General features: G+C 71.6%; 11 protein-coding genes and 1 pseudogene. 6 read left to right on the forward strand and 6 right to left on the reverse strand.

From position 1 onward, the window contains the following. A pseudogene (locus G6022_RS09140) lies at positions 1–215 on the forward strand (MFS transporter); the annotation flags it as partial. On the opposite strand, the gene G6022_RS09145 reads toward G6022_RS09140, so the two are convergent. After that, the gene (locus G6022_RS09145) at positions 201–671 is read right to left on the reverse strand and encodes a hypothetical protein (protein WP_179524018.1); all 471 of its coding nucleotides are present in this window, start codon (positions 669–671) and stop codon (positions 201–203) included. The pseudogene G6022_RS09140 and the gene G6022_RS09145 sit on opposite strands and share 15 nt — an antisense overlap. 10 nt (positions 672–681) lie before the next feature. Further along, positions 682–1,236, reverse strand: coding sequence for a nuclear transport factor 2 family protein (locus G6022_RS09150; protein ID WP_182691422.1), 555 nt, complete (start codon positions 1,234–1,236; stop codon positions 682–684). Positions 1,237–1,289: 53 nt separating this feature from the next. Between G6022_RS09150 and G6022_RS09155 the strand changes: the two genes are divergently transcribed. From G6022_RS09155 to G6022_RS17030, 3 genes are read left to right on the forward strand one after another with little or no spacing between them, the layout of a single operon-like run. Beyond that, positions 1,290–2,741 (forward strand): FAD-dependent oxidoreductase, encoded by a 1,452-nt coding sequence (locus G6022_RS09155; RefSeq protein WP_179524020.1) that lies wholly within the window; start codon positions 1,290–1,292, stop codon positions 2,739–2,741. Continuing rightward, a complete protein-coding gene (locus G6022_RS09160; RefSeq protein WP_304815966.1) occupies positions 2,741–3,472 on the forward strand; it encodes a PaaI family thioesterase in 732 nt (243 codons plus the stop codon). Before G6022_RS09155 ends, G6022_RS09160 begins: the two co-directional genes overlap by 1 nt. Before the next feature lie 40 nt (positions 3,473–3,512). Next, positions 3,513–4,211 carry a PaaI family thioesterase gene (locus G6022_RS17030; RefSeq protein ID WP_182617359.1) on the forward strand — a complete coding sequence of 233 codons (699 nt, stop codon included), beginning with the start codon at positions 3,513–3,515 and terminating at the stop codon, positions 4,209–4,211. 92 nt (positions 4,212–4,303) lie between these two features. Here the strand turns inward: G6022_RS17030 and G6022_RS09170 are convergent, their stop codons facing one another. Then, entirely contained in the window at positions 4,304–5,125 is an 822-nt protein-coding gene (locus G6022_RS09170; protein ID WP_187700525.1) for an SDR family NAD(P)-dependent oxidoreductase, read from the reverse strand. A gap of 12 nt (positions 5,126–5,137) precedes the next feature. On the opposite strand from G6022_RS09170, the gene G6022_RS09175 reads away from it, so the two are divergent. Then, a complete protein-coding gene (locus tag G6022_RS09175) occupies positions 5,138–5,896 on the forward strand; it encodes a PaaI family thioesterase (protein ID WP_179524022.1) in 759 nt (252 codons plus the stop codon). 49 nt (positions 5,897–5,945) lie between these two features. On the opposite strand, the gene G6022_RS09180 is transcribed toward G6022_RS09175, so the two are convergent. Next, a complete protein-coding gene (locus tag G6022_RS09180) occupies positions 5,946–6,581 on the reverse strand; it encodes a TetR family transcriptional regulator (protein WP_241730643.1) in 636 nt (211 codons plus the stop codon). A gap of 43 nt (positions 6,582–6,624) precedes the next feature. After that, positions 6,625–8,187, reverse strand: a complete 1,563-nt coding sequence (locus G6022_RS09185; protein WP_187701314.1) for a fatty acid desaturase — start codon at positions 8,185–8,187, stop codon at positions 6,625–6,627. A 229-nt stretch (positions 8,188–8,416) separates the two neighbouring features. Here G6022_RS09185 and G6022_RS09190 point away from each other — a divergent pair, with 229 nt between their 5' ends. Next, positions 8,417–10,282 carry an ABC transporter ATP-binding protein gene (locus G6022_RS09190; RefSeq protein ID WP_182609954.1) on the forward strand — a complete coding sequence of 622 codons (1,866 nt, stop codon included), beginning with the start codon at positions 8,417–8,419 and terminating at the stop codon, positions 10,280–10,282. Between the two features lie 74 nt (positions 10,283–10,356). On the opposite strand, the gene G6022_RS09195 is transcribed toward G6022_RS09190, so the two are convergent. After that, positions 10,357–11,377 (reverse strand): alpha/beta-hydrolase family protein (locus tag G6022_RS09195; protein WP_182691424.1); only part of this gene is annotated, 1,021 nt, incomplete at its 5' end.

The raw sequence follows: 11,377 nt of genomic DNA on the forward strand, positions 1-11,377 counted from the left end.
CCCGGGGGGAGGTCTTCTCCGCCCTGTTCGTCGTGGCCTACCTCTCGCTGGGGATCCCCGCGGTGGTGGCGGCCCTGCTGTCCGAGGTCGTCGGCCTCACCACCGCCTTCCACCTGATGTCGGTGGTGGTCTCGGTGATCGCGGTCGGTGCTCTGCTGGCGGTGGCCCGGATGCGGCCACCGGGCCGGGGGAGTGGACCGTCAGCTGCTGAGTGACTGGGCGGCGGCCGCCACCCCGATCGCGGCCAGGCCGGTGCGGATCCGGTCCGAGGCCAACAGGGTCTGGATGCGGGGTCTCGTGACCTGTTCCTGGGCGATCCCCATGTGGAGCGGGACGACCCCGGCGGTGAGTGCCGGGACCGCGACGGTGGTGAGGCACGCGACGACGGTGGCGGTCAGGCCGCCACGGTCGTGCGACCGGACCGATCCGTAGGCTGCCCAGGCGGCGGCACCCAGACCCGAGGCGTACAGGGTCAGGGCCACCGGGGCGATCCGGCGGGCGTGTTCGGCCTGGCGTTCGGCGATCCCCATCGTCGGACCCTCGAACAGGGTCGGATAGACGACCGAGGTGACCATCGACTGGAATCCCAGGTGGGCCGCGCACGTGGTGAGCAGCGCGAGCCGTCCCGCGCGGAGGGTGGGGTCGGGGACCGCGGGGTGTCGGCGGAGCATGGGGCTCACGCTACCCCTCGCGGGACCTGCCGAGCAGGCGTCGGCCCTCGCCGTCGTCGGTGACCGCCCGGGCGGTCCGCAGCACGACCCGCCAGCCGCGGTCGGGCGCGTCCACCGGACCGAGGCGCTCGAGCTCCCAGCGGTTCGCCGTCACGCGCATCACGGTGTAGCGCCCCGGCCGGGAGGATCGGACCACCAGTTGGGTGTAGCCCGTGGCCACGGCCCTGTCGCTGTCGAGCAGGACCACCGGGAGGCCGGGCACGTGACCGCACCCGTGGGCGATGAGGTCCTGGTGGGGGGCACCGCGCACCATCCCCGCCAGACCCTCGTGGCCCTCGAGCACTCCGGTGTCCACGTCGTAGACCCCGTCGGCGGTCCAGAGCTCGGCGACGCCCGCGGCGTCCCCGGAGTCGACCCGGGGGGAGTAGGCGGCGAGGATCCGCAGGACGGCCAGCTCGTCCTGGGCGGCGTCGAGCCGGGCGCGGGTGTCGGTGATCCGGGTCTCGGCCGACGCGAGGCGGGCTTCCAGGGCGTCGAGGCGGGACGTGGCGGGAGGGGAAGTCATGAGCACTACACTAATGCGCCGTCTCAGGCGATGAACACGTTATAGTTTCGGCCATGACGGACACCAGGCCAGACACTCGTCCATCGCCACACACCGCGGACGTGGTGGTGATCGGCATGGGCATCGCGGGGGCGTGCGCGGCGATCGAGGCGGCCGAGGCCGGCGCGACGGTCGTCGTGCTGGAGGGCGCGTCCGGCCCCGGGGGGTCGTCCTCGCAGTCGGGGGGCGAGGTCTACCTGGGCGGCGGCACCGCCACCCAGCGGGCGCTCGGGGTGGAGGACACCGAGGAGGACATGCGCGCCTTCCTCACCGCGGCACTGGGTCCGAACGCGGACGAGGCCAAGATCGCCGACTACTGCGCGGGCGCGGTCGAGCACCACGACTGGTTGGTGGCGCACGGTGCGGAGTTCAACCACAAGCTCTGGGACACCCCCACGTGGATGCCGGGGGACGACTCGGGACTGATGTGGATGGGTGAGCGGGCCGAGCCCTACGCCTCGATCGCGCGGCCCGCGGCGCGAGGACATCGCCCGCCCGCCCCGAACTTCGCCGGCAACGTGCTGATGGACGCCCTGGTGGCCACCGCGCGGAAGGCCGGCGTGACGCTGCACTGCGATGTCAGGGCGCGATCGCTGATCGTCGCCGACGGCCGGGTGGTGGGCGTGCGGGCGACCGAGTTCGGCGAGGAGCGCGAGTACCGCGCCACGCGCGGGGTGGTCCTGGCGACCGGCGGGTTCGTCGACAACGACCGCATGCTCGAGCAGTGGGCTCCGCAGCAGGTGGGCAAGGACAAGGTCTCCGACGGCCGCGACGACGGCTCCGGGATCGAGATGGGCATGGACGTCGGCGCCGCCGTGCGCCGCATGCACCAGACCGAGACGGCGATGCTCATCATCCCGCGGCTGGCGGTGGGGGCGATGCTCGTGGACGGCGACGGCCAGCGCTTCATCAACGAGGAGGTCTACCCGGGCCTGTACTGCCACGCGGCCGTGCACCACCGCCGGCCGCCGGTGTGGGTGATCATCGACGAGAAGGGCATCGAGGACGTCCCGGAGAGCGAATTGTGGGGGATGCAGCCCATGCACGCCGCGGAGACCATCGAGGAACTCGCCGCGGACTGCGGGCTGCCGGCGGAGGCTCTGGCCGACACCCTCCGCCGCTACAACGCCGGTGCGCGCGACGGCCAGGATCCCCAGTTCGGGAAGAGCTCACGCTGGGTCCGCCCGCTCGAGCCCCCGTTCGGCGCCTACCCCACCGGGGCGGGCGGCCCGGACTCGTTCAACGGACTCCCCCTCAAACCACAGGGATTCACCCTGGGCGGGCTGCACACGGACCTGCAGTCGAGGGTGCTGGACCGCGCGGGTGAGGCGATCCCCGGCCTGTTCGCCGCCGGCCGCTGCACCCACGGCCTGCACGGCGAGGGCTACATCTCCGGCACGTCCCTGGGCGACGGCTCGTTCTTCGGCCGCCGCGCCGGTCGCGGGGCGGCGCAGGGGACCGGGTAGTGACCGATCACCCGGGTGGCGGGGCCACCGGTCCGGTGGCCGTCCCGCGGCGGGCACGACCCGTGGTGGAGACGGGTCCGCTGCACCCGTCACGCGGGGGCGGGGAACGGATCGACGAGGTCGACGACGACGAGGCCGGCCTCTACGCGCTGGTGGAGCAGGTGCGTCGTATCCGCGCGCTGACCACCGGGGGGTTGTTCGACACCGACCTGGCCCCGCTGACCGACCGGCTGCGCGAGGTGGCCGACCGGCTGGAGGCCGCCTCGGCGAGCACGGAGCGCAGGCAGGCGGTCACGTGGTCGTCGGGTGACTACGTCACCAACTGCCCGGTGGTGGGCCGCTCCAACGCCCTCGCCCCGCCGATCGGGTTCGACATCCTGGCCGACGGGACCCTCCGCGGCGAGGTGACGCTGGGTCTGGAGTACCAGGGCCCGCCCGCGTGCGTGCACGGCGGAGTGGTCTCGCTGCTGTTCGACGTGGTGCTGGGCCGGGCGAACTTCCACGCCGGTACCACCGGGATGACCGTCTACCTGGACGTCGACTACCGCAGCCCCACCCCCGTCCTCGAGCCGATCGTGGTGACCGGTCGGCAGGTCAGAGTGGAGGGGCGCAAGATCTGGGCGCAGGGCGCCATCCACGCGGGCGATCGACTGTGCGCGACCGCCGAGGGCATGTTCGTCGAACCCGGCGGCCTGCTCCTGGAGAACCGGCGCCGCCTCGCGGGAGGGTGACCGGCGGTGACCGGGTGAATGCGGAGTAGATTCGGTTTTCGTGACCACCGATACCTCCGCCACCGACGACCGCCCCTTCGGTACGACCGATCCCGCCTCGGCCGGCGAGGAGGGGGCCCCGTTCCTGCGCCAGGACGACGACGCCTCCGGGTCCACCGACCTGGCCCGAGAACTGCGCCGGGTGCGGGGACTCGTGGCGGGGTCGCGCTTCGACGACGTCCACGACGCCGTCAGGACCGTCCGGGAGCTCGCCGACCATCTCGAGGCCGTCGGCACCATGGTGCGCCCCTCCGACTACGCGACCTGGGGCGTTCCGGAGCATCTCGCCTCCAACCCCGCGATCGGCAGCCGTAACCCGGTCTCCCCGCCGCTCGAGCCGGTAGTTCTGCCCGACGCGACCGTGCGGGCGGATCTGCGACTGGGCATCGAGTACCAGGGCCCTCCCGGGTGCGTGCACGGGGGGATCGTCGCGCTGGTCTTCGACGAGATGCTGGGCCTGGCCAACGCCGCCGCCAAGAGCGTCGGCCTGACCGCGGACCTGAGGGTCAGCTACATCTCGCCGACCCCGCTGTACGCCCCGTTGCGGTTCGAGGCGCGACAGGACCGCGTGGAGGGCCGCAAGATCTGGGCCAGCGCCACCGTGTACACCGGCGAGACGCTGTGCGCGCGCGCCGAGGCGTTGTTCATCGAACCCAGGGGGATCTCGGACGCGCAGCGGGACCGTCCCATCGAGGGCTGACCGGGCTGAGCGGGCCGGCGTCCGGTCCCGGGTTGAGCGGGCCGGCGTCCGGGGTCCCGGGGGGCGGGGACGCGACGCGTCGGTGGAGCCGCTCAGCCCTCGCCGCGTAGGGCCTTCATCCGCTTGTGCGCCCCGGCCACGATCCGGCCGCGCTCCACTCCGGAGCTGAACTCGACGCCCTTGAGATTGCCCTCCCCGCCGCAGACGTGGACCGGGCCCTCGCCGATCGACGCGAGCACCTCGTCGGCGACGTCGGCGGGCTCGCTCACGGTCATGCCCGGGAGATCCATGTCCAGACCGGCGCGGATCATGGCCGGGGTCCGGGTCACGCCGAGGATCACCTCGACCACGTCGACCCCGTGCTCGCGCATCTCCAGCCAGAGCCCCTCCACGAAGACCCGGCTGAACGCCTTGGCCGCCGAGTAGATGCTCATGTCCGCGTGTCCGAGGTAGCCGGCCATCGACCCCATGACCACGATGCCGCCCCGGCCGCGGGCCTTGAGCGCGGGGGCGAAGTGCCGGATGACCGCCAGCGGCGAGGTGATGTTGAGGTCGATGACCTGCTGGACCCGCTCCATGTCCGACTCGGCGAACTCCGCGCCGTAGGTGTTGGCCCCGGCGTTGAGGACCACCAGCCCCACGTCCAGTCCCTCGCAGGCGGCGGCGATCCCGTCGGCGGCACCGGGCCCGGTGAGGTCGACGGAGAGCACGCGGCACTCCACACCCCGGGCGCGGACGGCCTCGGCGGTCTCCTCGAGGGGTCCGCTCCGGCGGGCGACCAGCACGGAGGAGACGCCGGCGTCGGCCAGGCGGAGGGCGATCTCGGCACCCACTCCCTCGCTGCCGCCCACGACCAGAGCCCAGGGGCCGTACGTGGACGGATCGATCTGCTTCTTTTTGACGGGTGTCGACATAGTCTCCAGAGTATGACCAACGACAGCGACAGTCCTGAAATCGGCCGAGGTCCGCTCCCGAGGATCGAGGGCGTGGACGACTTCCAGTTGAGCAGCATGCGGGAGCGACTGGGGGACACCTTCGATCCGATCGCGGTCCCCGACCTGCCCACGCCGGATCCGGATCTCGATCGTTCGGTGGCGGAGCTGCGCAGGCTGCGTGAGGCGATCGCCGGGCTCGCCCACTCGGAGGTCGAGCTGGGGGACATCGCGGACCGGTTGGCCGAGGTCGCGGACCTCCTCGAGCCCCGCGTGCCGGAGCCGGCCCGTCGGCTGGAGGCCATGTGGACCGGCGCCGGGTCCCGCCGGGCCAACCCCGTCGGCGGTCCGGAGAACCCGATCGCCCCGCCGGTGCGGTTCTCCGGGTGTGACGACGGGTCGGTGACGGCGGAGGTCACGCTCGGACTGGCCTACCAGGGCCCTCCCGGGTGCGTCCACGGAGGGATCAGCGCGCTGATCATCGACCACATGATGGGCTTCGCGAACCACTGGGGAGGCCGCTACGGCATGACGGCCCACTACGAGATCGACTACCGGTCACCCACGCCGCTGCTGCGGCCGCTGACGTTCCGCTCGTGGGTGGACGAGGTGGACGGCCGCAAGACCTGGACCAAGGCGACCATCCACGCGGGCGACCGGCTGTGCGTCGAGGCCCGCGGGCTCTTCCTCGAGGCGAGCGTCGCGGTGCCGGGTCGCCCGGACCAGCGGTCGACCGTGGGGGACGGTGCCTGACCGGACCCGACACCTGGCCCCGGGGTGTCGACCCCGGGGCGCCGCCGACTCAGTGTTGGAGGTCGACCTGCACGACCTTCTGCAGGTAGGGGGCGATCACCTCGGTCAGGCCCGAGGCCAACTGGTCCGGGTCCTCGGGCGGGAGCGAGATGAAGCTGATGCCGATCCGGGCGATGATCGAGGCCGCCAGCCGGGCCTGGCTCGCCTCGATCCGCATCCAGCTCTCGGACAAGGCCGGCACGAGCACCTCGGTGGCGCGCTCGATGAGCGGCCCCGCCTCGGTGGTGATCAGCCGCAGCAGGTCCGGCTTGATGTCCCCCGTCACGAGCGCCCGGATGAGCGGGTCACGACTGCTGGACCGCAGGAAGCCGTTGATCCCCTCACTCAGGGCCAGCTCGATCTGCCCGGGATGCCTGATGATGGAGTCCCGGATCTCGCCGGCGAAGGTTTCCGACAGCTGGAGCGCGTACGCCTGGGCCAGGCCCTGACGGTTGCCGAACGTGCTGTAGAGCGTCTGGCGGCTCAGTCCTGCGGCCTTGGCCACGTCGGACATGGTCACGGCCGACCAGTCACGGGACTCCAACAGTTCGTGCATCGCGTCGAAGACGGTGAGGCGAGGCGACCAACGCTCCCCCTGGGAATCCCCGGAGGAGCGTCGGTCACTGGTGGAGGGGCGGCGCGGCATGAGGTCCATTGTTCCTGATCTGGCGTCCGCGGGTGGTGGAGGGCTACTTCACGGGCAGGAAGTCGACCTTGTCGCGGACGCCGCAGTCCGAGCACCGCCAGGTGGTGGGGATCGCCGACCACGGGGTCCCGGGCGGGAATCCCTCACGCGGCTCGCCGGCCGCCTCGGAGTAGTGGTGCCCGCAGTTCGGGCACACGTACTCGCCGGTCGGCGACGTCTGGTCGGCGGCGATGTCGGTGTCCGCGACCACCTTCTCCGCCACCGCGGTGGAGCCGGCGGCGGCCGCATCGACCCCGTGGCGGGCGAGGATCTTCTCGCGCTTGGACGGCTGGATGTTGGCCCGGGTGATGTCACCGTCGTAGTGGGCCAGCACCCGCTTGTCCATGACCTTGCGCCACAGCGGCGGCACGTAGGCCAGGACCATCATCGTGGCGTACCCGGACGGCAGCTGCGGGGCCTGCTCGAAGCTGCGCAGGACCTGGTAGCGGCGCATCGGGTTGGCGTGGTGATCCGAATGGCGCTGCAGGTGGTACAGGAAGATGTTGGTCACCAGGTGATCGGAGTTCCACGAGTGCTCCGGGCGGCAGCGCTGGTAGCGGCCGGCGGAGGTCTTCTGCCGCTTGAGGCCGTAGTGCTCCAGGTAGTTGACCACCTCCAGCAGCGAGAAGCCGAAGACCGCCTGGACGAGGAGCCAGGGCGCGACCTCCCAGCCGAACACGGCGATCAGTCCGCCGAAGAGCACGACGGTCATGAGCCACGCGTTGAGGTTGTCGTTGCGGATCGTCCACGGGCTCTTGCCCAGGCGACCGAGCCGCTCGGACTCGAGGTGCCAGGCCGACCGTGCGGATCCCACGACGCTGCGCGGCAGGAACGCCCAGAACGACTCGCCGAAGCGCGAGCTGGCCGGGTCCTCGGGAGTGGCGACGCGGGCGTGGTGCCCACGGTTGTGCTCGATGAAGAAGTGTCCGTACCCGGTGGTGGCCAGGGCGACCTTGGACAGCCACTTCTCGCTCCCGGCGATCTTGTGGCCGAGCTCGTGCGCGGTGTTGATCCCGATCCCGCCCGTGATGGCCACCGTCCAGGCCACACCGATCGAGGCGGCGATCCCGAGCCCGCCGTCGTAGCCGAGCCACGACAGGTCCTGGGCGGTCCACAGGTAGCAGGCGACGATGAGGGACGCGTACTGGAAGGGGATGTACAGGTAGGTGCACCAGCGGTAGAAGGGGTCCGCCTCGAGCCGGTCCATCACCTCGTCCGGCGGGTTCTGGCCGTCGGCTCCGACCGCCAGGTCGCCGAGGGGGATGGCGACGTAGACCAGGACGGGGAGCAGGAACCACGCGGCGGTGGCGGCCCAGCCCAGACCCAGCCCGTTGAACCCGATGACGAACGGCATCGAGAGGAACAGCCCCATCGCCGGGATCAGGCCGAGCAGCCACAGGTACCGCTTGGCGTCGGTCCACGCGTACGGCTCGACCGCGGCGTCGGTGGCGTCACCCACCGCGGCGGTGTCCTGGGCGGCGGCGTCCCGGGCGGCGGGGTCCGTCGTGGGGTCCCGGTCGGGACGCTCGTCTGCGCCCCGGGGGCGGATGTACTCGGTGCTGGACATCGTCAACGACCTCCAAAGATCACTGGTGATGTGGCCTACGCCACTGTCTGGAGACAAGATTAGACAAATTCCCGGGCCATGTCTAGACATGGGGTCTGATTTTGTCCAGGGAGGACGACGACGAGGCCATCCGTTCCACCGGCCGGTGCGGAATACGGGGGCGGTCCGCGCAGTTGTACCGACAGGTCGTCGGATCCACTCCGACGCGGGAGGAGTGGCGGACGTGACGATGCAGCAGGCCGCCATGCGCACCTTGATGCGGGCCGAGAACAACAACATCACGCTCGACCGCAGCGTCTTCACCCGCGAGAACTTCCACCGGATCGGTCAGTTCGCGCGACCGCACACCCGGTTGATCGTCCTGTTCCTGATCCTGTCCGTGTTCGGGGCCTCCCTCGCCGTGGTGACCCCGCTGCTCGCCGGCCGGGTGGTCACCGCGATCGTGGACGGCGCCGCGGTACGGGTGGTGTTCCTCCTCGCCGCCGCCATCGCGGTGATCGGCATCGTCGAGGCGGTCAACAACGTCGTGACCAGGTTCTGGTCGGCGCGAATCGGCGAGGGTCTGATCCTCGACCTGCGCCGTTCGGTGTTCGACCACGTCCAGACCATGCCGGTCGCGTTCTTCATGCGTACCCGCACCGGTGCGCTGGTGAGTCGGCTCAACAACGACGTCCTGGGCGCCCAGCGGGCCTTCTCGGACACCCTCTCCGGGGTCGTGTCCAACCTCGTCCAGCTCATCCTCACCCTGGTGGTGATGGCCGGGATCAACTGGCAGCTGACCCTCATGTCGGTGCTGCTGCTACCGGTGTTCCTCTTCCCCGCCCGCTACGTGGGCAGGCGCCTGGCCAGGCTCCGTCGCGAGGCCTCCGACCTCAACGCGTCGATGAACGACCAGATGACAGAGCGTTTCAACGCCGGCGGCGCGACCCTCGTCAAGTTGTTCGGCCGCCCCGACGCCGAGTCCGCGGAGTTCGCCTCCCGCGCGGGTCGGGTGCGGGGCATCGGGGTCCGCACCGCGCTGCTCATGAGCGTGTTCATGAACTCGCTGACGCTGGTCTCCACCCTGGCCCTCGCGCTGGTCTACGGCGTCGGCGGCTGGTTCGCCCTCACCGGCGGGATGGACGCGGGGTCCGTCGTCGCCCTCGCCCTCCTCCTGACCCGCCTGTACGGCCCGCTGACCTCGCTGGCCAACGCACCGATGGACGTGGTGACCGCTATCGTGAGCTTCGAGCGGGTCTTCGAGGTCCTGGACCTGGACCCGCTGCTCAAGGACGCCCCCGACGCCGTCGACGTGCCCGAGGGCCCCGCCGCCATCGAGTTCGACGACGTCCGGTTCTCCTACCCCTCGGCCGACAAGGTCTCCCTGGCCTCGCTGGAGGAGGTCGCCGTACTCGACACCCGCGGCGGGCAGGAGGTCCTGCACGGGGTCAGCTTCCACGCCGAACCGGGGCAGATGATCGCACTGGTCGGATCGTCGGGCGCGGGCAAGTCGACCATCGCGTCGCTGCTCCCGCGGCTGTACGACGTGGACTCGGGGGCGGTGCGGGTGGCCGGCCTCGACGTGCGTGAGGTCACCTCGTCGTCGTTGCGCCGGACGGTGGGCATGGTCACCCAGGACGGCCACCTCTTCCACGACACGATCCGGTCCAATCTGACCTTCGCCCGTCCGGAGGTGACCGACGAGCTGGTGTGGGACGCCCTGCGCCGGGCGCGGCTGGAGGAGCTGGTCCGGTCGCTGCCCGACGGGCTGGACACCGTCATCGGCGACCGCGGGTACCGCCTCTCCGGTGGCGAGAGGCAGCGCCTGACCATCGCGAGGCTGCTCATCGCGGAGCCCTCCGTGGTGGTGCTGGACGAGGCCACGAGCGCACTGGACTCCACCAACGAGTCCGCGGTCCAGGAGGCCCTCACCGAGGCGATGTCCCACCGGACGTCCCTGGTGATCGCCCATCGACTGTCCACCGTGCGCGCCGCCGACCGCATCCTCGTGCTCGAGGGCGGCAGCGTGGTGGAGTCGGGCACCCACCCCGAGCTGCTGGCCGCGGGTGGGCGGTACACCGAGCTGTACGAGACCCAGTTCGCGGACCAGGAGTAGCAGCCGCGTCGGCGGGGCCGGTCAGCAGCACCCCCACCGGTCAGCAGCACTCCCACCGGTCGGAAGCACCCCCGTCAGTAGCGTCCCCCGGCGATCGCGTCGTGGACCCGGTCGGTGTCGGCGTCGGCCCAGCCCGGGGGGTCCAGGATCCGGGCCCACATCTGCGCGGCGTCCGGCCCGAAGGTGTGACCGTGGCCGGCAGGGACCTCCGCGGAGAACACCATGTCCAGGGTGACCTGCCAGAACGTCACGAACGGGGTCCACCGCACCCCCGGGTCGAGATCGGGGCCCAGTGGCTCCCGCAGCCAGTCCGGGCGCTGCAGCAGGAGGTCGGGCGACCACCAGGTGATGGGATCGGAGGCGTGCTGCCAGTAGACGATCCGCGGAGAGGACCAGGGCGCGCCGTCGAGATCCAGATCCGGCCCGCCGGCGGCGAAGCGCACGTGCTCACCGCCGTCGATCACCGGTAGTCGCTCCGGCGAGCCCGCATCGCGGTGGGCGGTGAGGTAGGACCACTGCGGTGAGAAGTTGGGCGTGCCCACCCACAGCGCGCCGTCGGTCCGGGCCACCATGTCCTGGGCACCACCGAAGGCGGTCTGCCCCCCGAAGGAGCCGAGGCTCTCCCCGAACGCGACGAGTGCGGGGCGACGGGCCTCGGGCACGTCCGCGACGGCGCGCTCCACCGCCTCGAACAGGGCGCGTCCCGCGCGCTGGGGCGACTGCCGATCGGCCACGAACGCCAGGGGGCTGGGCAGGAACGAGTACTGCATGGCCGCGATCGCGGAGTCTCCGCCAGTGGTGTACTCGAGGGCCCCGGCCACGCGGGGGTTGACCCATCCGCGCCCGGTGGTGGTGGCGACGGCCAGCACGGACCTGTCGAAGGCTCCCGTGCGGTGGAGCTCGGCCACCACGAGGTCGGCGGCCTCCTCGACGGTGCCGGCCGCGTCATGCCCGGCGTAGACACGGATCGGGGTGCGCGCCGCCCGCCCCGTCACCTCCTCGATCTCACTCGCGGTGGGCCCGCCCGCGACGAAGGTCCGGCCCTCCCTGCCCAGGCTCTCCCACGCCTGCGCGGACGCCGGCGACCCCGACCTC

It is taken from the genome of Dietzia sp. Cai40 (assembly GCF_014145165.1).
Classification (GTDB): domain Bacteria; phylum Actinomycetota; class Actinomycetes; order Mycobacteriales; family Mycobacteriaceae; genus Dietzia; species Dietzia natronolimnaea.